This window comes from Occallatibacter riparius, assembly GCF_025264625.1.
GTDB classification, from domain to species: Bacteria; Acidobacteriota; Terriglobia; order Terriglobales; family Acidobacteriaceae; genus Telmatobacter; species Telmatobacter riparius.
The window spans coordinates 4396500-4418504 of sequence record NZ_CP093313.1 but is presented as its reverse complement, the minus strand read 5'-3'; the positions used below and the strand labels follow the sequence as shown (position 1 = coordinate 4418504).

The window sequence follows — 22005 nt, the reverse complement described above, 5'->3', positions numbered from 1 at the left end:
CACTCTCCAATGAGACAGGAACCTGGGCCTATGCGTGATGACGACCCCATTCGTCCCGCCCACGGCGGCGACTTCGAATCCATCTGGAGCGTCATCAACGATGGTGCTCAGGCGTATCGTGGCTCAATTCCGCCCGACCGCCTACACGATCCCTACATGTCTCGCGAAGAGCTGCGCATCGAAATCGCCGCCGGAGTGCAGTTTTGGATTTACGAAGACTCCGGGGGCATTGCCGCCGTGATGGGCCTGCAGTACGTGCAGGACGTAACCCTTATCCGCCACGCTTACGTCCTGACGGAGCGCCAGCGCGGAGGTATCGGTGGCCGCATGCTGAAACGCCTGAGTGTGCTGGCGCGGGGACCGGTACTAATCGGAACATGGGCCGACGCAACCTGGGCGATCCGGTTCTACGAACGCCACGGATTCAGGACCGTCAGCCACGACGAAAAAGAACGCCTGCTTCGCAAGTATTGGCAGATTCCCGAGCGCCAGGTGGAAACCTCCGTCGTGCTCACCAACCGGTCTCAGCGCTTTTAACCGGGCCTTCCAAGATTGCACGTCAGACGGTGCAATTCGTTGAAAATCAAGCAGAAACAACGAGCTTCAACAAACCCTGCATCCTAAAGCAATATATGAGCCGCACGCTGCTGCCTGGTAAGCCCTACCCTCTCGGTGCGACTGCACACCGGAGGGGAACGAATTTTGCTGTTTATTCCGACGCCGCCACGCGCGTCGATGTCTGCTTCTTCGATCCCGACGGTACCCAGACCGACTGCATCACCCTGCGCGAAAAGACGGCCCACGTCTTCCATGGATTTGTAAACGGCATCAAGCCGGGACAACTCTACGGCTTTCGAGTGGAGGGCCCTTGGGATCCTCATCGCGGCCTGCGGTTCAATTTCCACAAGCTTCTTGTCGACCCCTACGCCAAAGCCATCGCCGGAGATGTGAACTGGAAAGGTGCCGTCTTCGGCTACGACTTGCTGTCAGGCGACACAAACAAGATGAGCGAGGAAGACGACGCCGCGGACGTCCCGAAATCGGTTGTCGTCGACACCAGCTTTGACTGGGAAGGCGATGAGCCGCTCGATATCCCCATGTCCGACTCGGTGATTTACGAGATGCACGTCCGCGGCTTCTCGATCAAGAACCCCTGCATCCCCGAGGAGCTCCGGGGCACGTACGCTGGCCTCGCGCACGAGTCCAGCATCGACTACCTGCAGCGCCTCGGCGTGACCTCAGTGGAATTGCTGCCCATTCATCACTTCATCGACGAGGGGTTTCTCGTTGACAAGGGAATGCGCAATTACTGGGGTTACAACACTCTGGGATTCTTCGCTCCGATGTCGCGCTACAGCTCAAGCGGCGACCACGGCGGGCAGGTGCGCGAGTTCAAGCAGATGGTTAAGGCGCTGCACGCCGCCGGAATCGAGGTCATTCTCGACGTGGTCTACAACCACACCTGCGAGGGCAATCACCACGGCCCAATGCTTTGCTGGAAAGGCGTCTGCAACACCACCTATTACCGCCTGATTGAAAACGACCCGCAGTTCTACATGGATTACACCGGGACCGGCAACTCCCTCAACGTGCGCAATCCGCAAGTGCTGAAGATGATCATGGATTCCCTTCGCTACTGGCGCACAGAGATGCACGTGGACGGCTTCCGCTTCGATCTTGCTTCGACGCTCGCCCGCGAGTTGCACGAAGTAAGCCGGCTGAGCTCGTTCTTCGACACCATCCATCAGGACCCGGTTCTGGAGCAGGTCAAGCTGATCGCCGAGCCGTGGGACGTGGGCGACGGCGGCTACCAGGTCGGCAACTTCCCTGTCCTATGGGCCGAATGGAACGGGAAGTATCGCGATACCGTGCGCCGCTTCTGGAAAGGCGATGAAGGCATGCTGAGCGACTTCGCCTACCGGCTCACCGGCTCCAGCGACCTCTATCAGAGCGACGGCCGCAAGCCCTACGCCAGCATTAACTTTGTCACGGCCCATGACGGGTTCACCCTGAACGATCTGGTGAGCTACAACCAGAAGCATAACGAAGCCAATGGCGAAAACAACCGCGATGGCTCAGACAACAATGACTCCTGGAACCACGGGTGGGAAGGTCCCACAGACGACGACGCCATCAATGAATTGCGCGAGCGCCAGATGCGAAACTTCATGGCCACCCTGATGCTCAGCCAGGGCGTTCCCATGATCACCGGCGGCGACGAGGTGGCACGCACCCAGAACGGCAACAACAACGGTTTCTGCCAAGACAACGAACTGAACTGGTTCAACTGGGATCTCGATGACCGGCAGAAGCGCCTGCGCGACTTTACGCGCAACCTGATCCGCCTCCGCCTCGACCATCCCAACCTGCATCGCCGCAAGTTCTTCCAGGATCGAGAAATTCGCAAGCGCAGCGACGGTTCGCTGGTGAAGGTCATCAAGGACATTGCCTGGTATAGCGCCAACGGGAGCGAGGTCTCCGACGAAGAGTGGAACTCCAGTTGGGCCCGCGCCATCGCCCTCATGCTCAATGGCCGCACCCTCCAGGTGATGAACGAAGACGGTGACTGGCTGATCGACGACAGCTTCCTGCTGCTGGTGAATGCCTCCTACCAGGGCGTGGAGTTCACCTTGCCGGAGTCGCCCAGCGGCAATCCGTGGCACCAGATCATCGACACCGAGAACATCGAAGACCCTTTTGTCGATATCGTGGAAGTCGATGACGTAATGATCGTCGGAGGCCGCGGGCTGAAACTGCTGAGCGATCGATCGGTGACTGGAATGTAAGCGAGTCGCCCGGCGACCGAGACGGACTGGCTCAGATGAAAAGCCCCATCCATTCCGGATGGGGCTTTCCATTGCAATTTGGTGCAGGTGCTTAGTCGTAGTACTCCAGCCCGAGGTGCGTAATCAGTTCCGCGCCCTGGATGTGCCGCAGCGTGTTCTTCAGCTTCATCAACTGAATGAACAGGTCGTGCTCGGGATAGAGCCCTTCGCGCGTCTGCGGCGACTTGAGGTAGAAGCTCAGCCACTCCTGGATGCCAATGCCGCGAAGTGAAGGCGTGCGCTGCGCCAGATCGAGGAAGAGGACCAGGTCAAGCGCGATCGGCGCCGCCAGAATCGAGTCGCGGCACAGGAAATCCACCTTGATCTGCATGGGATAGCCGAGCCATCCGAAGATGTCGATGTTGTCCCAGCCTTCCTTGTTGTCTCCCCGAGGCGGGTAGTAGTTGATGCGGACCTTGTGGAAGATGTCCTTGTAGAGGTCGGGGTAGAGCTCGGGTTGGAAGATGTACTCGAGCGAGCCCAGCTTCGACTCTTCTTTCGTCTTGAACGACTCCGGATCGTCCAACACTTCGCCGTCGCGGTTGCCGAGGATGTTGGTCGAGTACCAGCCCGAAACGCCGAGGAGACGAGCCTTGAAGGCCGGCGCCAGCACAGTCTTCATGAAGGTCTGGCCGGTCTTGAAGTCCTTACCGCAGATGGGAGCGTTGTTCTTCTTCGACAGCTCGATCATCGCCGGTACATCGACCGTAAGGTTCGGCGCTCCGTTTGCGAACGGCACCCCTTCGGTCAGTGCGGCATACGCGTAGATCTGCGAAGGTGCAATGCCGATGTCGTCGTTCTGGAGGCCCTTCTCGAACGCTTCGATCGACGCATGAACTGCCGTCGGCTCAAGGAAGATTTCCGTGGAGCCGCACCAGATCATAACCACGCGATCTACAGTCTTGCGGAAATTGCGGATGTCTTCGCGAACCTGGTTGGCCAGGTCCATCTTGTTCTTGCCCTTCTTCACGTGCGTGCCGTGCAGGCGCTTCACATAGTACTGGTCAAAAACCGCGGGCAGCGGCTTGATCGCTTCCAGATAGGGTTTGAGCTGCTGCAGCGTCTCGTTGTCCAGCACCTTAGCGTGCGCGGCGCTCTCGTAGACGTTGTCCTCGAAAATATCCCAGCCGGTAAAGACGACATCGTTCAAATCGGCGAGCGGAACAAAGTCTTTGATGAGGGGCGACTTGTTGTCGGTCCGCTTGCCCAGGCGGATGGTGCCCATCTGCGTCAGCGAGCCAATGGGCTTCGCGAGCCCGCGGCGCACCGCTTCAACACCGGCGATCATGGTGGTGGCGACGGCGCCCAAGCCGACGACCATCACACCCAGTTTGCCCTTGGCGGGCGCAGCGTTCTGCGCGGTCTTCTGGCCGCTCTGTACCTCAGTCGACATGCTTTTTCCTGATCCTTCCTTTTGCTTCGTGCGGGACGAGCAGAATGGGTCCCGTAGATCTTTTGCGCGAATAGTCAGTGTACGCCCCGAAACGGGCTCAAATCACGTGCCGGGCGTCACGCCACATCCGCATGGCCGCGCCGCCGCAGATGCGACCAGACGAAGTAAACCACGGCCAGCAGGAGCGCGATCTCCACCACCAGGTGGAAGCGATGGAATATCTGCTGAATGCGCGGATCTGTATTCCACGCGGCCCCCAGCTTCATCCCCGCCCACGCGAGGCAGGTGTACCAGATGAACGAACCCACCGTTGTGTAGATGTGGAACCGCAGGCGTGGCATCCTGGCAATGCCCGCCGGGAACGCCACAAACGTCTGCACGATCGGAAGCATGCGGCCGACCAGAATCGCGATTGAACCATAGCGCTCGAAGAACCTGCTCATGCGGTCAACGTCATGAGCGCTCATCAGCACCCACTTGCCGTAGCGCATGACCAGCGGCCGGCCACCCTTGGCGCCAATCCAATACGCGACCGCGGAGCCGATGTTACAGCCCACGGCGCCCGCCGTGGCCACCAGAAACAGGTTGAACCTACCCATGTAAACCAGGTATCCCGAGAACGGCAGGATCAACTCCGATGGAATGGGTACACCGCAGGAGTTCAGAGACAGCAGCGCAGCAATGCCTCCGTATCCGCCGGCATCGATGATATGGGTGACAAACTGGAATAAAAAGGCGAGAATCCGTTCGCTCATGCGCGATTTAAGTATATAGGTCCATGAAGATCGCGGTCCCGGATCGCGCAGCGCCGCTGCCGCGCTCTCCACGCCCATTTCTCCTACCACTGCTTTGCTACGATGGACTTTGATCTCAACCCATTGCGAGGTGCACGTTGTCTGACTTTCCTCCTGTCCCACTCACGCTTGAAGGCGCCAGCACCCTGCACCAGTTCTTCCGCTTCGACTGGAAGGCGTGGAGGGCTGTGCCGGCCGCCGAGCGCACCCGCATGGTGAACGACTTCACGGCAGCGCTGCAGTCGCTTGAGAGCGACTCGTCGGGGAAAGTGCAGACCGCGCTGTTCTCTCAACTCGGCCACAAGGGCGACCTGATTCTGTTGCACTTCCGCAACTCCTTTGAAGCTCTCAATCGTGTGGAGTTGCAGCTTGCACAGACGGCGCTTTATGACTTTCTGGACCTGCGCCATTCCTATGTGTCGGTAGTCGAGCTGGGGCTGTACGAGTCCACGCGCAAGACCTATGAGACCGCGGCGGCCAAAGGATACCCGGAGTTTTCGCCGGAGTGGAACCTCGAAGTTGAAACCTCGCTGCAGCGGGGCGCTGAAGCCATGAAGCCGCGCCTCTGGCCCGGCGTGCCCAATGCGAAGTACCTCTGCTTCTATCCCATGGACCGCAAGCGTGACGAGCAGAAGAACTGGTACTCCGTCCCCTTTCCCGAGCGCCAGCGGATGATGCATGAGCACGGCATGATCGGCCGCCGCTACGGCGACGTGGTCAAGCAGATCATCACCGGCTCCATCGGCATGGACGATTGGGAATGGGGCGTAGACCTCTTCGCCGATGACCCGATCATCTTCAAGAAGCTGATCTACGAGATGCGCTTCGACGAAGTCAGCGCCGAGTATGCCCTCTTTGGGCAGTTCTTCCTCGCTCTGCGGCTGCAGATCGATAAGCTGCACGGCTGGATGGAAGGCAAGGTGTAGTCCGAAGCGGGCAGGACGTTCCCTTAAACGATGGTCGCCTGCTCGCTTTCTTTCGCCACGCGCGGGGCAGCAGGAGCCCAGTGACGAATGCAATACGCTACGGGAAGACCAAATACCACTGCGTGCACGCCCAGTCCCTGAAGCAGGTCGCTGAGTTCGTAGGGTCCCCTCGCGTGCAGCGCGGAGAGCGGCAGCACGATCAGGTTCATGACCTCCTCCACCACGCCGCCGAAGAGCAGCCCGCATACTAGCGGGTATTCGGTCATGAAGGTCCACCGGCGGCTTGCGGCGTAAAACATTCCGGCTGCGCTGATGGCAATGAAATAGTGCAGGCAAACCCCAAGAATCCACATTCCTGTGCCGCCATGCACTGCGGCTTTTCCCAGCAGCCCCGCCGCGATCACTCTCGGCACGTCCAGGCCAAACAGGATCGATGCCTGGGTGAGGTCGAGCGTGCCGGCGATCCCGCCGGCGATCCCAATCGCCATCAGTGCACGCGATCCACACACACTGGCATTTGCATTCTGCATATTCATGAGTCCTCTCGGTGTCGAGGCCGCAAGCTCGACCTGACCCATGTACTCATGCCGCTTCTTCAAAGTCCTGAACCGCATCTGAAACCTTCTGAATTGCCCTGAATCCGACGCCGGTGCTCAACTTTCCCCTTGTTACAATCGGGAAGCGCCGCGAAGCGACCTGCTCGCGTGCGCGCTCTCCAAAGGAACCGCGCCTCTTCCTCAGTGCTTACGATTGGCCAATGGCGTGTCGATGAGAGGTCCGGCGACATCGCTCGCGGAGCCGAGAGAGCGCGCCTCGACGCTCGTACGCTGCGCGTGCTGCTTTGCCTGGCCGAACACGCCGGGGAAATCGTCTCCAGCGAGTCGCTTCTGAACGCCGCCTGGGGCGATGTGGCCGTCAGCCAGGACTCCGTTTATCAGGCCGTCGCCTCCCTGCGCCGCCTCCTGGGCGACGATCCGAAGAGCCCCAGCTACATTGAAACAGTCCCGCGGCTCGGATACCGGCTCATCGCTGCTGTTCAGCGGGAAGCAGCTTCGCAGCCCGCGGCGGACTCGTCGCGTATGCCGTCAGCTCCTGCTCCACGGCCTTCCAATCGGTCGCGCGGAATTGCTGTTCTCGGCGCTGTCCTGCTCCTCGGAGCCGCAGTCATTTTCTGGTTGCTGCACTCCCGCTCCGGAAAGATTGGCGCCACTCCTGCACATGCCTCTGATACCGCTCCGGCTCGGTCTCTGGCGGTGGTCCCGCTGCTCGATCTCACCGAGGGAATGAAGGACGAGGAGTTTGCCGACGGAATCACCGAAGAATTGATCGATAAGATCAGCAAGATTCCGAATCTGCAGGTAACGCCGCCCACGTCCTCGTTCTACTTCAAGGACAAAAACGTGCAGGTGGCTGAGATCGCGAAGAGTCTCCGCGTCTCCTACGTGCTGGACGGCAGCCTCCGGAAATCCGGTGACTGGATCCGCGTGGACGTGCGGCTCATCAGGGCGAACAGCGGCTTCGTCGTCTGGTCCGAGACCTACGACCAGCCCAAAAGCGATCTGCTCACTATCCAGGATGACATTGCGCGCAAGGTGGCTGAGTCGCTGCGTCTTTCACTCCCCAATTCGGCGTCGCCCTAGCGGTTAAACTCCAATCATGCCGGTCAGCAAAGCTGCTAAGAAGTCGCCTAAGAAAACAGTCGCCCAGAAGAAAGCCGTTAAGAAGTCTTTCGAGCCGCCGCAGACAGCTATCGCGCGAACCAAAGCACTCGGTGGCGATCGCTCACCTGAGCGGGTGAAGGAGATCCTCAAGGCGCTCGATGAGGCGTACCCTAACGCGGTTTGCGCGTTGGATCATCGCTCGCCGTGGGAGTTGCTGGTCGCGACCATTCTCTCCGCGCAGTGCACGGACGTCCGCGTGAACATGGTCACGCCGAAGCTGTTCGAGCGCTTCCCTACTCCAGCGGCGATGGCCAAGGCGGAGATCCCTGAGCTGATCGAGCTGATTCGGACCACCGGGTTCTTCAACAACAAGGCGAAATCGCTGAAGGGGGCGGCGGAGGCGATTACGAACCGGTTTGGCAGCAAGGTGCCAGAGACACTGGACGAGCTGATCACTGTGCCCGGCGCGGCCCGCAAGACCGCCAATGTTGTGCTGGGCGTGAGCTTCGGCAAGGCCGAGGGCGTTGTGGTCGATACGCACGTGTTCCGCATTGCGCACCGGCTGGACCTGGCGAAGGGCGACTCGCCGCAGGCAGTCGAACAGGAGCTGATGAAGATTCTGCCGCATGAGAAGTGGATCGACTTTTCCCACCAGGTCATTCATCACGGGCGGCAGGTCTGCATTGCCCGGAGCCCCAAGTGCAAGGACTGCAATCTGGAGACGCTCTGCCACTCCAAGGACAAGACTTGGTGGTCGTAGACTCTCGGCAGGAAACTGTTTACTAATTTATTACACTCGCGATTTGCGGCCCTTAATGAGCCTATGGAATTTCATCTTTAACTAAGTTTATTTATTTGTTTAAGTTGTCAAATTTTTGGACCAAAAAGCGAAGATTTGGAGAAGCAAAAACAGGGGGAGGGGTAGCTAATTTTCTAGTAAACTTTCGCTTAAACTTCGAAGGCTGCGCTCCCCCTGCATCGAGCACAGCCTTAGGTAAAGAGTAGCTCTTTCAGGGGATCGAGTCCGTGACGGCTGTCACGGTTGTGGGAAGACAAGAGCAAGGACCAGTCCCCTTGCTCACACCCTCTGAAGGAGCTTCGTCAGCGCCGCGATCAAGCCAGGGATGTCGTGCGGATCGGCTTCGATGGCCGGCGGCCAGCCCAGGTCGCGCAGCGTCTGACTGGTGACCGGGCCGATGGAGACAGCCTGCACTCCCGCCAGCGGAAACGCGATGCCTGCCCTGGTTGCCGCTTCGGCCAGATGCGAGGCAGTGGAGGAACTGGTGAACGCAGCGGCGGCTATGGGGCGCGCGAGGGCCTGCCACAGCAGTTCCGGCGCTTGGGCTGGAACGCCGTTACGATAGGCATCAACCACATCGACGGCGGCTCCGCCGGCGCGCAGGGCATCGGGAATTACGTCGCGCGCAATCTCCGCCCGGGCCAGCAGGATGCGGCGATTGGCCACGCGTCCAGCCAGAGCCTCGACCAGCGACTCAGCCACGTACTCGCGGGGGAGAACGGCGATGTCCAGTCCTGCGTCGCGCGCCGCGTTCGCCGTGGCTGCTCCCACCGCCGCGATCTCCGGCAACCTGCCCTCGCGGGGTGAGATGCCTAGTGCCGCCGTGCGTTCGACCACTGAGCGGACTGTATTGGCGCTGGTGAGAATGAGCCAATCGTAGATGGTGAGATTGCGGAGCGCCTCGTCGAGCGGGGCGTACGACTGAGGCGGCTGGATTTCGAGGACGGGGACTTCGACGGGTTCGGCGCCCAAAGCACGCAGGCCGTCGCTGAGTTTGCCGGCCTGATGTCGGGCGCGCGTGACGAGGATGCGGCGGCCAGCGAGCGGTTGGTTCATTGTCAGTCGGCCGCGCCGGGAACGGGCGCCGCATTCGTCAGCAACTCGCGGGCCCCTGCTTCAAACAACATTTCGGCAGCGAGGCGGCCGAAGTCCTGCGGATTTGTGCCCCAGGCGACTGCCGTTTTATGGACGCGGATCGTCTGGCCCGTGTCCGGATTGGCGACGACGCCGAAGATCTCCCACACATCGCCTGCCTGCATCATGCGGCAGTGGATTCCGATGGGAACCTGACAGCCTCCACCGAGTGCAGCCAGCGCGGCACGTTCGGCGGTCACGGCAAAGCGCGTGTGAGGATCGTTTAGAAAGGCCAGCGCGGCGATGGTGGACTCGTCGTCCTTGCGGGTTTCGATGCCTAGGGATCCCTGCCCGGCGGCGGGACAGAAGTCACTCGGCTCGAGGCGCTCGCGTACCCAATCCGTCTTTTCTAGGCGGTCAAGCCCGGCCGCGGCGAGCAGGATGGCATCCACCTGGCCCTCGCCCAGCTTGCGCAAACGCGTATCGACGTTGCCGCGAAACTCGACGGCTTCGATGTCAGGGCGCAGGGCTTTCAATTGGGCGCGGCGGCGCTGACTGCTGGTGCCTACTACGGCTCCCTGCGGAAGGGCGGCGAGGTTATCGTACTTCGCCGAGACCAGAACATCGCGCGGATCGACGCGCGGTGGGGTGGCGGCCAGTGCGAAGGGCTCCGGCAGCTCCGTCGGCAAGTCCTTGAGCGAGTGCACGGCGAGATCAACGCGGCCTTCGGCGAGGGCTTCTTCAATCTCCTTGGTGAACATCCCCTTCGAGCCCACCTGCGCGAAGGTTACTTCCTGCAGGCGGTCGCCGGTGGTCTTGATAATTTCGATCTCGACGGTATGCCCCTGGCCTTCGAGCAGAACCTTGATATGGTTGGCCTGCCACAGGGCAAGCTGGGAGCCACGGCTTCCTATGCGTAAGTTCATCGGCGACCTGCCACGCTGGTTTGTCTTTCCGGCGCGGGGGCGTCCGGGGAAGTTCGGTTGGACTGCTCTGCCGGAGCGGCGACGGCTTCAGGGCCGGCTTGGCTGTTCGGCAGCGAATAGGTCTCGCAGAGCGCATCAAGCCGAACCGCATCGTTTTCGCGAGCCGCCTGCTTCAACGCCTGCATGGGCGGATGAAGGAACTTGTTCATCAGGCCACGCGTGAGGGCTTCGACAGCGGCCGCCTGCTCCGCGGTGAGCGAGCCCAGGCGCGATTGAATGCGGCGTATCTCTGCCTGCCGCAGTTCTTCGGCCTGGCGCTGCAGGGCGACGATCACAGGGGCAACATTGACGGTGCGGCGACGCTGGTGGAAGCGCTCGACCTCGCCCTCGACCAGCACCTCGGCCCCAGCGGCAATGCTCTTGCGCTCAGCAATGTGCGCGGCGGCCACCTGCTGCAGGTCGTCGATGTCGTAGACGAACAGGCCTTCGACCTTGTTCATCGCCGGGTCGACGTCACGCGGTACGGCGATGTCGATGAAGAACATGGGCCGGTTGCGACGTTTGTGCAGGAACGCCTGGCCATGCTCGCGGCGGAAGATGTGGTGCGGCGCGCCGGTCGAGGTGATGATGATGTCGGCTTCGGCGGCGTAGTCGTAGAGTTTTTCGAACGGAATGACCTGGCCGTTGAACGGCTCGGCCATCCGCTGCGCGCGTTCCATGGTGCGGTTGGTCACAAGGATCGTCCCGGCGCCCTGCTGGACCAGGTGCCGCGCTGCCAGCTCGCTCATTTTTCCGGCGCCGACCAGAAACACCGTGCGGCCCTGAAGCGAGCCGAAGATCTTTCGTGCCAGCTCAACCGCGACCGATGCGATCGATACAGAGTTTGAGCCGATTTCGGTTTCTGAACGAACTTTCTTGGCCGCTGAGAAGGCGCTCTGGAGAAGGTGGTCCAGCTCAGAACCCACGGTGCCTGCGGCCCGCGCAGTAGCGAAGGCTTCCTTGACCTGTCCGAGGATCTGCGACTCGCCGACGACCATGGAGTCGAGGCTGGAAGCGACCCGGAAGAGGTGACGGACGGCCTGCTGATCGCGATGCTGGTAGATGTGGCCGGAGAGCAGTGCAGGGTCGAGACCGAACTGGTTGCAGAGGAATGCCGAGAGGTCGACTTCGGACGAATCGGTGGCTGTGATCAGTTCCACGCGGTTGCAGGTGGAGACAATCATGCACTCGGATACGCCGGGTGTCGCGGCCAATGCGCGGGTGACCTCGGGCAGTTCATCGCGGCTGATGGCAATACGCTCGCGCAATTCGATGGGGGCCGTTTTGTGGTTCACTCCCAGGACGGTATAGCTCATGGCGCACCGAACCTGTGCACCTGGCTGAACTGGTTGGCCGCCCAAACGGCCAGCATGACCAGAAAGACGGCGCCGGAGAGATAAGCGGCTTTGCGGCCGCGGAGCCCAGCACGGCTGCGCCAGAACAGCAGCAGCACGTAGGAAGCCCACATGATGAACGAGGCCAGGATCTTGGGATCGCGGAAGTAGGCCGCGCCGAGATCGGTCTCCTGCACGAGAACGGAGCCAATCACCAGCCCGACCGTCATGCAGGGAAATCCGAAGAGGAGGGTGGCGTGCGCGATGCGCTCAAGCGTGTCGAGCGGGGGCAGCCACTCCACCGAGGTCTGGCCGTTGGTCGATCCCGGCTTGACCTTGGACTTGATGCGCCGCTCCTGCAGCAGGTACATGCCGGAGGCCACGATGCTGAAGCCGAGCGCCGCGTAGGCCGCCATCAGCGCGACAACATGGGCGACGAGCCAGCTCATCCGTACGCCGTAGGACGGGAAGACGTACTTTTCGACGCCGAGCGCGGGAACGAAGACGATGAAGAATGTGACTGGCAGGGCGAATATGCCCAGCGACATGGCCTTATAGAGCCACCACATCAGGAAGAACAGGCCTGCGACCACAAGCCCCAGGAGCGACTCGGTTTCGCGCACCCCAGCCGGCACCCAGCGATGCGCCAGCGCGAGCATCTCGACAACCGAAACGAAGTGGAAGAAGAATGCCAGCCCACCCAGGTGGACGGCGACGCTCTTCCAGCGCTCCCGGTTGTGGAGGACGGCGGGGAAGATGGCGATACTCGCTCCCGCGTAGAGAATCGCCGCCACTCTTAGCCAAAGCAAAACCATTCTGTTGTTTACGTTAAGCCGTAACTCTCCAGTATACCTGTGATCCAAATCACCTTAGCCGCGATGTCATTCATTTGGTCGAGGCTGGGGTTCCGGCGCAACAGGTGGCGGCGAGTGTCGCAGGTCGCCCGTTATGCTGGTGATCGGTCGGAGAATTCAATTCTTCTTCGATTTACGGAGGGACAACAGATGCTGAATCGCTTGTGCGGCTTGGTTTTGGCCGCTTTGACTACGACTGCCGTGGCTCAGGGACAGACACATTGGGTGGGGACGTGGGCCACCTCGCCCATGGGCGTGACCGAAGGCTGGAGCATGAAAGTGTTCAGCGGCACAACGGTGCGGGAGATCGTTCATATCTCGGCTGGCGGCGCCCAGGTGCGGGTACGGTTCACCAATGAGTTCAGCCCCGATCCGCTGACCCTGCGCGATGCCCATGTGGCAGTGAGCGCGGGGGGCGGGGCTGTCAAGGACGGCACGGATCATCCCGTGACATTCGGAGGCGCTACCAGCGTGAGGATTGCGCCGGGCGCGGCGATCTACTCGGACCCGGTGGCGATGGAAGCCGCTCCGTTGTCGGATCTGGCGATCAGCTTCTACGTCCCGGCACAGACCATGCGTGCGGAGACTTTTCACGGGTTCGCGGACCAGGATGGCTGGATCGCCCAGGGTAATGTGTCTGGTGCGGCAACACTTCCCTCGCCCACCAAGCTGACCTCGTGGTACTTCATAAGCGGCGTCGATGTTCCGGCGACAGAAGGGTCGAAGGCCATTGTGATGCTCGGAGACTCGATCACGGACGGGGCGCTGTCAACGGCGAATGCCAATCGCCGCTGGCCCGACGTGCTGGCAGGGCGCCTCAACCAGGAGCGCGGGATGGAGCACGTTTCGGTGCTCAACGAAGGCATTGGCGGGAATCGCGTGTTGAACGAGGGATTCGGGCCATCGGCGATTTCGCGGTTCGATCGGGATGTACTGGCGCAGAATGGGGCGAAGTACCTGGTTGTTCTGGAAGGGATCAACGACATTGGGCGGCTCCAGCGCTTGTCGGGGCCGGAGGATGAGATCACCGCGGAGACGATGGAGTTCGGCCTGAAACAGATTGTCGATGCCGCTCATCTGCACGGATTGAAAGTCTACGGGGCAACCCTGACCCCCTATGGCGGGGCCGGATACTCGACGGATAAGGGCGAGCAGATTCGGGAGGCCGTGAATCAGTGGATTCGGACCAGCGGGACTTTCGACGGGGTCATTGACTTCGACCAAATTACGCGCGATCCGCAGAATCCAAACAGGTTCAATCCGCTGTACGACTCAGGTGACCACCTTCACCCCAATGACGCCGGATATAAGGCCATGGGCGAAGGGATCGATCTGAAGCTGTTCCGTTAGGGAGATTCGGGCCCGGTCAGGCCGGGCCCGAGCCAGAATTAGGGCGCAGGATTGGCGCGGCAGGCAGTGGCCACCTGTGCGAATGCCTTGGCCAGGCGATCAGCTTGCTCCCGCGTTTTGACGTAGACGGCAAGAGTGGGCAGCGGCGGAAGATCATGCTCCTCATTCGTCTGCTGAATCCGGGTCGATGCCTTCATGGGCGGCTTGCCGGCCTCGATTGCGATTCGAACCAAATACCCGGTAGTCTCCCAGGTGGGCTGGGGCGGCTGCGGATCCTCGACGATCACACTGGTTGGGTTGAACGCCGAGAAATCCGGATGATAAACCTCGGCGGAGCTGCGGTCGGTCACCTTATTCTGGGCTGGCATCTCTGTATGAACGTGGATGTTCGATGTAACGACCATCTGGCATCCATTCGCAGATGTCACTTCGAATTTCCGCTCCATGACGGATTTGTACTGGTCTCCGGACTTGGTGGTGCGCGTGTAGAGTCCATCCTTAGACAGGATCTGTTTGATCTGGTCGACTCCCTGCTGTAGTTTCTGACCTTGCGCTCCCTGGCTGATCAGGCGCGGAGCCGTGAGAACCAGACAACCTGCCGCAGCTGTCACCGCGAGCCTACTGATGGGGCGAGGTATGCGAATCCGAGCTTTAGCCGAGAACATATGTAGTTGTTCAAATCCTTTCGATACGTGGATTGGGAGTCACCTAGAGTCTAGTTTTCCGACAATATCGCGTACTGAAAACGGATGAGTCAAGCACTTTGGACGCCTGTTCAGCCACCTCAAAGACGAGCCTTCAAGACGGCCAGGCCGGCCTTCGAGACCTGGACATCATCTTCAGACTTGCCGCCGCTGAACGCGACAATGATGTAACCTCTGGCGGTCTGTTCCATCACGCCACCCTGCCATCCGAATTCGCCGGTCATGGGAGTGTGGCCCGAGGTGCCGCTATCCTTCAGGGTATTAGCCATCTCCGATGCCTTCGCATACGCGATGGCCAGCAGGTTGTTGCCCTTGTCTCCATTGGTATGGTCGGTCATGTGGCCTACAACGGCCATCTCTGAGGACCATGCCTGGATGGTGTCGCCCGGTGCGAACGAGACCACGGCGACGCCCTGGATGTTGAGCTCAGCGGCGCGCCTCTTCATCGCTGCCAGCGCGGCCTGGGCGGCCGAATCGAACTGCTTCCCGGTGACTGGCTTGGGCCCTTTGGCCCAGGAGCCGGCAGTTAAGACGATGAGCGTGAGGATGATCACGTACCGGCCGAGGCGGAATCTCATAGATGGTTTCTCCGGATGCGAAGCCAGAAACAAGATGTGGTTGAATCGCGGCAATTGTATCGCGCGCACGGCGAAAAAGTTCGGGACAGGTTGTCCACAGGCGGCACTGGATTCAACCGCCCCGCCCGCAAGCCTCGCGATAATCTGGAAACAACGTGATCAGGGATGAGGTCCAACCCGAGGTTCCTGTGCTGACTTCCCCGGAACCAGAGAGCGAAGCGCCGGCGGCCGAGGTGCCGCCGAAGACCGCGGAGCTCACGCCGTTCATGCGGCAATGGACGGCGGCCAAGCGCGAGAACCCCGATGCGCTGCTTTTCTTCCGCATGGGCGACTTCTACGAGCTGTTCTACGATGATGCCGTTGTTGCCAGCCGCGAGTTGCAGCTGACCCTGACCGCCCGCGACCGCGAGCGGCAGGTGCCGATGTGCGGGGTGCCCTACCACTCGGTTGAGAGCTACCTGACGCGACTGCTGCGGCGCGGGTTCCGCATTGCCATCTGCGAGCAGATGGAGGACCCCAAGCTCACGAAGAAGATCGTCCGCCGCGAGGTCATCAAGGTGCTCTCGCCCGGGACGGCGCTTGACAGTGCCCTGGGTCAGGAGCAGAACAACTTTCTCGGCGCGTACTTTGAAACAGCCCGCGACGGCAAGGAATCCGCTGCGAAGAATGGACGCGCCGCAAGCCCTGCTCCCGTGGTCTGCGGGATTGCGCTTCTCGACGTGTCCACGGGCGAGTTCCGCACCGCGGAATTCACCGGCCCGAACGCGAAGGCGCAGGCAGTCGACGCGATCCTCATGGCGGGAGCGAGTGAAGTGCTTCTGCCGACAAGCGCTGAACCGCCCGTCGGACTTGAACGAATAGCAACGAAGACTCGCGTCGATGACTGGGTGTGGACGCATGATTTTGCGGTGCCGCTGGTTGAGCGCCAATTGAAGGTGCGCTCGCTCGAAGGCTTCGGGCTAGTGGGCCACGATGCGGCCGCCATTGCCGCAGGCGCGGTGCTGCACTACGTTCGCGCCACGCAGAAGAACGAAGCGCTTCACATCGATTCGCTGCGTTTCCAGGAACACTTAACCGCTTTGGAACTGGATCAGGTCACAGTCCGCAACCTGGAACTAATCGAGCCGCTCTTCCAGGGTCAGGACGATCGCGCCACGCTCTTCCGCACGCTCGATGCCTGCTGCACCCCAATGGGCAAGCGCATGCTGCGCGCAACCATTCTCCGGCCGCTTGTAGATGCCATGGCGATTGAGGCGCGCTACGAGGCCGTGGGCGAAGCCGCCGGCGACCTGTTGCGTCGCGAGGAATTGCGCCGCGCCTTCGAAGGCCTTATGGACCTCGAACGGCTGCTTGCGCGCTTGTCGCTCGATTCCGCGGGACCTCGCGATGTTCGCGCGCTCGGAGCGAGTCTCGCCAGATTGCCCGGAGTGCGCGCGGCTATCGAGACGATGGAGGCTCCCCTCTGGAGTGAGATCGCGAAACGACTAGACACCCTCGAAGGCGTAACCGCGAGAATCGCAACCACGCTGGTGGCGGAGCCGCCTCTGACGATGGCCGATGGCGGCGCCATCGCTGCAGGCATCGACAGCGAGTTGGATGACCTGCGCAGTATCTCGACGACCGGAAAGCAGTCGATTGCCGCCATTGAAGATCGAGAGCGGCAACGAACCGGGATAGGTTCGCTGAAGGTCCGCTATAACTCCGTGTTCGGGTATTACATCGAGATAACGAAGTCCAACCTGGCGCTCGCGCCAGCGGATTACGAACGCAAGCAGACCCTCGTAAACGCCGAGCGGTTCACCACGCCTGAACTCAAGGAATACGAGACCAAGATCCTCACGGCGCACGATCGATCCATAGAAATTGAAAAGCGAATCTTTGCGGACCTGCGCCGGTTCGTACTGGATGCGGCGACCCGCATCAGGCGCTCGTCTGCCGCGGTCGCTGAGGCCGATCTGCTGGCTTGTTTCGCGCATCTTGCCGCAGGGCGCCGCTATGCGCGCCCGAAGTTGTCGGATGAGCCGGTGCTTGAGGCTGTGGCCGCTCGCCATCCAGTTATTGAGCAGTGGATGGAGGAGACGCGCGAAGGACGCTTCATCGCAAACGACATCTTTCTCAGCGCCGGCGGAGACGGGCCGAGTCTTCTTCTGATAACTGGCCCCAACATGGGAGGCAAGAGCACTTATCTGCGCACCGCCGCCATGTTAGTGCTGATGGCGCAGATGGGAAGCTTTGTTCCGGCCGACAGTCTGCGCCTCGGATTGGCCGATCGCATCTACACCCGCATCGGGGCCAGCGATAACGTCGCACGCGGCAGGTCGACCTTCATGGTTGAGATGACCGAGACGGCAACCATCCTGAACACTGCCTCGCGGCGCTCGCTGATCCTTCTTGATGAGATGGGCCGCGGGACAGCTACGTTCGACGGCCTGAGCCTGGCGTGGGCCACCGTGGAATATCTGCACGCAGAGACAGGTGCGCGCACCCTGTTCGCGACGCATTACCACGAACTCACCATGCTCGCGGAAAAGCTTACGAAGGTCCGCAATCTGCGTGTTGGCGTCAAAGAAGCTGCGAGCGGCATCGTCTTCCTGCATACCATTGAGCCCGGCCCGGCCAGCAAGAGCTACGGCATTGAAGTCGCAAAGCTGGCCGGGCTGCCTCCGGCTGTCATTGAACGCGCGCGTCGCATCCTGAAGCAGCACGAGAAGCAGGAGAGGCAGAGCGTGCAGGTAGAGACCGATCCAGAGCCAATGCAACTGACCATCTTCACGCCGCTGTCGCAGCGCATCGTTGATCGTATCGAGACCCTGGAGGTCAACTCGCTTACGCCGCTGCAGGCGTTGAACCTGCTGGAAGAGTTGCAGCAGGAACTTAAGGACAGCCGAGAATAAGGATATGGAAAAGAATCTGCGCAGAGCGGCGGGAAGCCTGCTGGTTGTGGGACTTGGCGGAACGGAACTCACGGGTCTGGAGCGCGCGTGGCTGCGCCTGGTGCGACCGGCAGGCGTGGTGTTGTTCAGGCGCAACATTTCTGACCCTGAACAGACGCGAGCGCTCATCGATGAAGCGACGGGGCTCAGCGCCTTGCACAGCGCTCGCTTTGTGGATGTGGAAGGCGGCACTGTGAACCGCTTTCGCGATGCTCTTGCGCCGATGCCCTCCGCGCAGGCAGTGGCACGAGCCGACGCAAAGCTCGGCAAGAAGCGCCGCTCGCTGGCGCGCGAACATGGCGAGTTGATTGCCCGCGCAGTCAAGGCATTCGGCTTTAACACGACGCTTGCGCCAGTCGTTGATCTCGCATTGCCCGTCTCGACGGAAGTGATGGGCACCCGCGCTCCCGCCGCGGGACCGGCTGATGTTGTCGCGTTCACGCGGGAGTTTCTCGCTGGTCTCGCATCCGAGGGCGTGGCAGGGTGCGGGAAGCACTTTCCTGGACTCGGCAGCGCCGCTGGAGACACGCACTTCGTCACGCCAGAGATCGGCCGCACCTTCAAGGAAATCTGGAGTCAAGATCTCGTTCCCTATCGCGAACTCCACAAACTGATGCCGATGATCATGACCAATCATGCTGCGTATCCGAAGACCAAAAGCGCGAATGTTCCAGCCAGCGCGACTCGGTTCTGGATAGAGACAGTGCTGCGTAAGCAAATCGGCTATCGAGGCCTGATCCTCACCGACGACCTGGAGATGGGCGGCATTTTGAAGTTCATGCCCATTGAGGAAGCTGCCGTCGCGGCGGTGCGCGTGGGTTCGGATCTTCTCGAAATCTGTCACAGTGTCGAATTGATCCTGCGCACCTTCGAAGCGCTGATCGCTGAAGCCGAGAAATCGACAGCATTCCACAAACTGCTGTTGCAGCGCGCAACCGAAGTAGAGCGCAAGCGCGCGAAGCTGTTCAAAGGTGTCCCGAAGGGCCTCACGGCGAAGCAGTTCGATGCGCTGCGCGAGCGCGTGAATCTCTTCCGCGAAAAGGTGACGAAGCTGAGCGAGAGCGACTCGGTTACGCCGCGGCTGACCTCTCCGGCGGAACACGTATGAAGCCGGCCGCGATGACCGTGGCGGGCGTGATGAGCGGAACGTCCGCCGATGGCGTTGATGTCGCTATTATCCGCATTGAGCCCAGCAGGGGCGCCAGGCCAAAGCTCGCGCTGGTTGCACATGAGGGATTTCCCTACCCGCCCGTGCTGCGCAAGGCTGTGCTGGAGGCCATGAACGCGGCTCGAACCTCAACCGCGGAACTCGCTCAGTTGAATTGGCGCCTGGGGCTCGAATACGCACACGCCGTGAGGAAGACCGTTGAGAAGCACAAGGCAAGCGTGGACCTCATCGGCTGTCACGGACAGACGCTTTATCACCGTGCGACTACGGCTATGTACGCAGGACAGAGGTTCGCGTGCACGTGGCAGGCGGGCGAGGCCGCTGTGATCGCGCAGCAACTTGGGGTGCCGGTGGCATCGAACTTCCGGCCGGCCGATATGGTTGCCGGGGGACAGGGCGCGCCGCTCGTGCCTCTGCTCGATTACGTGATGTTCGCCAATGCGAAGCGGGGACGGGTGCTCCAGAACATCGGCGGCATTGCTAATCTTACGGCGATTCCCGCCGGCGCAGGCGCGGCTGATGCGGTGGCGTTCGACACCGGGCCCGGCAACATGATCATCGATGCCCTTGCTGTGAAACTCTTCGACAGGAACTTCGACCGCAACGGCGCGATCGCCGCGCGCGGAATGGTGCTGGCCGATGTCGTCGAAGCAGAGTTGCGCGATCCATACTTCGCCTTAAAGCCACCGCGCACGGCCGGTCGCGAGCAGTTCGGGCGTGAATTTGCTGATCGCTTTCTGAAGGCGTGCCGCAGGTTGAGCAAGCGGCCGGAGGATGCTCTGGCGACAGCAACGGCTTTGACGGCGGAATCGATTTCGCGCAGCTATGCACGATTCATACGCGCCAAAATGCAAGGCGGACCGATCGATTACATCGTCTCCGGCGGTGGCGCACGCAATGCGACGCTGATGGCGATGCTTTCTTCACGCCTGGAATCGCTTGGCTGTGAGTTGGCAACCAGCGAAGGGTTCGGAATGCCCGCCGAAGCGAAAGAGGCTGCGGCATTCGCCCTGCTCGCATGGATGACCTGGCATCGTCTGCCCGGCAATGTCCCGGCTGCAACCGGCGCAAAACGTGCAGTGGTGCTGGGCCAGGTGACTTATGCCTGATCGGGCTTAATCCTCGGACAGATTTGGTATCAGGAAATCGCTCTGAAAGTGGCGGGGTAGCTAGCTCTTCAGCCCACGTGCTCCGCTTCTCGCACTCGTCGTTAAGGTTCTCTCCAGGCGGCGCAGCTACGGTCGAAACTGTTGACTCCAAAGACAATTCGCGCAGGGTTCAACCTTTTGGACCCGTGTCTCGTCTACCCCAATGAAGCTCGATTCAGCCAAGGACCGGGACATTGACCCGGCGAGGTCTACACGCACACGATGAAGATTCGAATTGCGTTCACGAAGGTTTTGGCGCTCATGGCGGCGCTGACAGTATTCATAAGCGTGCCAGCAGGTTTGCACGCACAGGCTTCGCGGCTGGTCGGCACCGTCACTGCGATCAACGGCACCACTTTGACGGTGAAGACAGACTCGGGTGAGCAACAGCAGGTGGCAGTGCCTGACACAGCCACGCTGAAGCGCTTGGCGCCGGGCGAAAAGGACCTGAACGCCGCGCCCGCGATCCAGCTCACCGATGTAGCAGTGGGTGATCGCGTTCTCATCAAGCTCGATGCGGGCGCATCCTCGCCCACAGCTTCCCTGCTCGTCGCCATGAAACAGGCGGACGTGGCGCAGGTTCATCAGAAGGACAATGACGCCTGGCAGCGCGGTGTGGCCGGCCTCGTCAAATCGGTCGATCTCAGCAGCGGATCCATCACCGTCACATCAGGCGCTGGACCAACCGCCAAGACCGTAACCGTTAAGACGACCGGTTCCACCCAACTGCTGCGCTACCCGCCCGACTCGATTCGTTTTGCTGATGCCAAGCCTGCGCCGCTCAGCGCGATTCAGACCGGCGACCAACTACGCGCCCGCGGCAGCAAGAATGCCGACGGCACTGAAATTGCCGCGGACGCGGTCGTCTCCGGCACCTTCCGTAACATCGCCGGCACCATCTCGTCCCTCGATCCCAACGCGTCGTCGCTCGTGGTGAAGGACCTTGCCACAAAGAAGACGGTCACGATTCACATTCCTGCCGACGCGCAGATGAGGCGCATTCCCGACCGCGCGGCGCAGGCGCTGGCTGCTCACCTGAAGGGTACGGGCGGCGCAGGAGCCGGAGCCTGGCAGGGCGGTGGCGCGGGTATGGCTGCAGGCGGATCGCGCGGCGCGGCGCCGGGAGCGCCCAACAGCACGCCTCCCGCAGGCGGACAAGCTGGCGGCGCACCTCCAACAACAGGCCCGGGCGGACAAGGTGCACGCTGGGGTGGCGGACCTGGTGGCCAGGGTGCAGCGGGGGCGGGCGATCCGCAGCACATGCTCAGCATGGCTCCGGCGATCAAGATCACTGATCTGCAAAAAGGCGAAGCCGTGATGGTCGTAAGCACGAACGGCTCATCTGACGTCAACGCCATCACAGTCCTGGCTGGAGTCGAACCGCTTTTGACAGCACCGGAGGCGAGGAACCTCCTCTCCAACTGGAGCGTCGGAGGTGGCGGTGGCGCCGAAGCCGCAGCGGGCCCGCAGTAATCCGTCCAGTGTGACGAACGAAAAGA

General features: G+C 61.2%; 19 protein-coding genes. 10 read left to right on the top strand and 9 right to left on the bottom strand.

Annotated elements, in window-relative coordinates:
* Nucleotides 1-30 precede the first annotated feature (30 nt).
* Nucleotides 31-537, top strand: coding sequence for a GNAT family N-acetyltransferase (locus MOP44_RS17905; RefSeq protein ID WP_260791616.1), 507 nt, complete (start codon nucleotides 31-33; stop codon nucleotides 535-537).
* Nucleotides 538-632: 95 nt separating this feature from the next.
* A complete protein-coding gene (gene glgX, locus MOP44_RS17900; RefSeq protein ID WP_260791615.1) occupies nucleotides 633-2786 on the top strand; it encodes a glycogen debranching protein GlgX in 2154 nt (717 codons plus the stop codon).
* Between the two features lie 91 nt (nucleotides 2787-2877).
* Here glgX and MOP44_RS17895 read toward each other — a convergent pair whose 3' ends face one another.
* Nucleotides 2878-4218: an inositol-3-phosphate synthase gene (locus MOP44_RS17895; protein ID WP_260791614.1), complete on the bottom strand. Its 1341-nt coding sequence runs from the start codon at nucleotides 4216-4218 to the stop codon at nucleotides 2878-2880.
* Between the two features lie 116 nt (nucleotides 4219-4334).
* The gene (locus MOP44_RS17890; protein ID WP_260791613.1) at nucleotides 4335-4973 is read right to left on the bottom strand and encodes a DedA family protein; all 639 of its coding nucleotides are present in this window, start codon (nucleotides 4971-4973) and stop codon (nucleotides 4335-4337) included.
* A 137-nt stretch (nucleotides 4974-5110) separates the two neighbouring features.
* Here MOP44_RS17890 and hemQ point away from each other — a divergent pair, with 137 nt between their 5' ends.
* The gene (gene hemQ, locus MOP44_RS17885) at nucleotides 5111-5938 is read left to right on the top strand and encodes a hydrogen peroxide-dependent heme synthase (RefSeq protein ID WP_260791612.1); all 828 of its coding nucleotides are present in this window, start codon (nucleotides 5111-5113) and stop codon (nucleotides 5936-5938) included.
* A 23-nt stretch (nucleotides 5939-5961) separates the two neighbouring features.
* On the opposite strand, the gene MOP44_RS17880 is transcribed toward hemQ, so the two are convergent.
* Entirely contained in the window at nucleotides 5962-6552 is a 591-nt protein-coding gene (locus MOP44_RS17880; RefSeq protein ID WP_260791611.1) for a hypothetical protein, read from the bottom strand.
* Nucleotides 6553-6678: 126 nt separating this feature from the next.
* On the opposite strand from MOP44_RS17880, the gene MOP44_RS17875 reads away from it, so the two are divergent.
* The gene (locus tag MOP44_RS17875; protein WP_260791610.1) at nucleotides 6679-7578 is read left to right on the top strand and encodes a winged helix-turn-helix domain-containing protein; all 900 of its coding nucleotides are present in this window, start codon (nucleotides 6679-6681) and stop codon (nucleotides 7576-7578) included.
* A 16-nt stretch (nucleotides 7579-7594) separates the two neighbouring features.
* The gene (nth, locus tag MOP44_RS17870) at nucleotides 7595-8359 is read left to right on the top strand and encodes an endonuclease III (RefSeq protein ID WP_260791609.1); all 765 of its coding nucleotides are present in this window, start codon (nucleotides 7595-7597) and stop codon (nucleotides 8357-8359) included.
* A 318-nt stretch (nucleotides 8360-8677) separates the two neighbouring features.
* Here the strand turns inward: nth and MOP44_RS17865 are convergent, their stop codons facing one another.
* From MOP44_RS17865 to MOP44_RS17850, 4 genes are read right to left on the bottom strand one after another with little or no spacing between them, the layout of a single operon-like run.
* Nucleotides 8678-9454: a uroporphyrinogen-III synthase gene (locus MOP44_RS17865; RefSeq protein WP_260791608.1), complete on the bottom strand. Its 777-nt coding sequence runs from the start codon at nucleotides 9452-9454 to the stop codon at nucleotides 8678-8680.
* Nucleotides 9455-9456: 2 nt separating this feature from the next.
* Nucleotides 9457-10398 carry a hydroxymethylbilane synthase gene (gene hemC, locus MOP44_RS17860; protein ID WP_260791607.1) on the bottom strand — a complete coding sequence of 314 codons (942 nt, stop codon included), beginning with the start codon at nucleotides 10396-10398 and terminating at the stop codon, nucleotides 9457-9459.
* Nucleotides 10395-11753, bottom strand: a complete 1359-nt coding sequence (gene hemA / locus MOP44_RS17855; protein ID WP_260791606.1) for a glutamyl-tRNA reductase — start codon at nucleotides 11751-11753, stop codon at nucleotides 10395-10397. The genes hemC and hemA overlap by 4 nt, the downstream gene beginning before the upstream one ends.
* Entirely contained in the window at nucleotides 11750-12586 is an 837-nt protein-coding gene (locus MOP44_RS17850) for a cytochrome C assembly family protein (RefSeq protein ID WP_260791605.1), read from the bottom strand. The genes hemA and MOP44_RS17850 overlap by 4 nt, the downstream gene beginning before the upstream one ends.
* A 189-nt stretch (nucleotides 12587-12775) precedes the next feature.
* On the opposite strand from MOP44_RS17850, the gene MOP44_RS17845 reads away from it, so the two are divergent.
* The gene (locus tag MOP44_RS17845) at nucleotides 12776-13975 is read left to right on the top strand and encodes an SGNH/GDSL hydrolase family protein (protein WP_260791604.1); all 1200 of its coding nucleotides are present in this window, start codon (nucleotides 12776-12778) and stop codon (nucleotides 13973-13975) included.
* A gap of 38 nt (nucleotides 13976-14013) precedes the next feature.
* On the opposite strand, the gene MOP44_RS17840 is transcribed toward MOP44_RS17845, so the two are convergent.
* Entirely contained in the window at nucleotides 14014-14586 is a 573-nt protein-coding gene (locus tag MOP44_RS17840; protein WP_260791603.1) for a hypothetical protein, read from the bottom strand.
* 173 nt (nucleotides 14587-14759) lie between these two features.
* Nucleotides 14760-15257, bottom strand: coding sequence for a hypothetical protein (locus MOP44_RS17835; RefSeq protein WP_260791602.1), 498 nt, complete (start codon nucleotides 15255-15257; stop codon nucleotides 14760-14762).
* 266 nt (nucleotides 15258-15523) lie between these two features.
* On the opposite strand from MOP44_RS17835, the gene mutS reads away from it, so the two are divergent.
* The 4 genes from mutS to MOP44_RS17815 all read left to right on the top strand — a co-directional run bounded on the left by mutS (nucleotide 15524) and on the right by MOP44_RS17815 (nucleotide 21979).
* Nucleotides 15524-18151: a DNA mismatch repair protein MutS gene (gene mutS / locus MOP44_RS17830; protein WP_260796673.1), complete on the top strand. Its 2628-nt coding sequence runs from the start codon at nucleotides 15524-15526 to the stop codon at nucleotides 18149-18151.
* Between the two features lie 4 nt (nucleotides 18152-18155).
* Complete coding sequence (gene nagZ / locus MOP44_RS17825) at nucleotides 18156-19298, top strand: beta-N-acetylhexosaminidase (RefSeq protein ID WP_260791601.1); 1143 nt, start codon at nucleotides 18156-18158, stop codon at nucleotides 19296-19298.
* A complete protein-coding gene (locus MOP44_RS17820; RefSeq protein ID WP_260791600.1) occupies nucleotides 19295-20467 on the top strand; it encodes an anhydro-N-acetylmuramic acid kinase in 1173 nt (390 codons plus the stop codon). The genes nagZ and MOP44_RS17820 overlap by 4 nt, the downstream gene beginning before the upstream one ends.
* Before the next feature lie 261 nt (nucleotides 20468-20728).
* Nucleotides 20729-21979 carry a DUF5666 domain-containing protein gene (locus tag MOP44_RS17815; protein ID WP_260791599.1) on the top strand — a complete coding sequence of 417 codons (1251 nt, stop codon included), beginning with the start codon at nucleotides 20729-20731 and terminating at the stop codon, nucleotides 21977-21979.
* Nucleotides 21980-22005: the final 26 nt, after the last annotated feature.

What these genes read in the sequence shown, in the direction of transcription:
- nagZ (WP_260791601.1), top strand. Translation starts at nt 18,156, where the DNA reads ATGGAAAAGAATCTGCGCAGAGCGGCGGGAAGCCTGCTGGTTGTGGGA.
- MOP44_RS17890 (WP_260791613.1), bottom strand. Translation starts at nt 4,973, where the DNA reads ATGAGCGAACGGATTCTCGCCTTTTTATTCCAGTTTGTCACCCATATC.
- glgX (WP_260791615.1), top strand. Translation starts at nt 633, where the DNA reads ATGAGCCGCACGCTGCTGCCTGGTAAGCCCTACCCTCTCGGTGCGACT.
- MOP44_RS17850 (WP_260791605.1), bottom strand. Translation starts at nt 12,586, where the DNA reads ATGGTTTTGCTTTGGCTAAGAGTGGCGGCGATTCTCTACGCGGGAGCG.
- MOP44_RS17815 (WP_260791599.1), top strand. Translation starts at nt 20,729, where the DNA reads ATGAAGATTCGAATTGCGTTCACGAAGGTTTTGGCGCTCATGGCGGCG.
- MOP44_RS17880 (WP_260791611.1), bottom strand. Translation starts at nt 6,552, where the DNA reads ATGCGGTTCAGGACTTTGAAGAAGCGGCATGAGTACATGGGTCAGGTC.
- MOP44_RS17865 (WP_260791608.1), bottom strand. Translation starts at nt 9,454, where the DNA reads ATGAACCAACCGCTCGCTGGCCGCCGCATCCTCGTCACGCGCGCCCGA.
- hemA (WP_260791606.1), bottom strand. Translation starts at nt 11,753, where the DNA reads ATGAGCTATACCGTCCTGGGAGTGAACCACAAAACGGCCCCCATCGAA.
- MOP44_RS17895 (WP_260791614.1), bottom strand. Translation starts at nt 4,218, where the DNA reads ATGTCGACTGAGGTACAGAGCGGCCAGAAGACCGCGCAGAACGCTGCG.
- MOP44_RS17845 (WP_260791604.1), top strand. Translation starts at nt 12,776, where the DNA reads ATGCTGAATCGCTTGTGCGGCTTGGTTTTGGCCGCTTTGACTACGACT.
- MOP44_RS17835 (WP_260791602.1), bottom strand. Translation starts at nt 15,257, where the DNA reads ATGAGATTCCGCCTCGGCCGGTACGTGATCATCCTCACGCTCATCGTC.
- hemC (WP_260791607.1), bottom strand. Translation starts at nt 10,398, where the DNA reads ATGAACTTACGCATAGGAAGCCGTGGCTCCCAGCTTGCCCTGTGGCAG.
- MOP44_RS17905 (WP_260791616.1), top strand. Translation starts at nt 31, where the DNA reads ATGCGTGATGACGACCCCATTCGTCCCGCCCACGGCGGCGACTTCGAA.
- MOP44_RS17820 (WP_260791600.1), top strand. Translation starts at nt 19,295, where the DNA reads ATGAAGCCGGCCGCGATGACCGTGGCGGGCGTGATGAGCGGAACGTCC.
- nth (WP_260791609.1), top strand. Translation starts at nt 7,595, where the DNA reads ATGCCGGTCAGCAAAGCTGCTAAGAAGTCGCCTAAGAAAACAGTCGCC.
- mutS (WP_260796673.1), top strand. Translation starts at nt 15,524, where the DNA reads ATGCGGCAATGGACGGCGGCCAAGCGCGAGAACCCCGATGCGCTGCTT.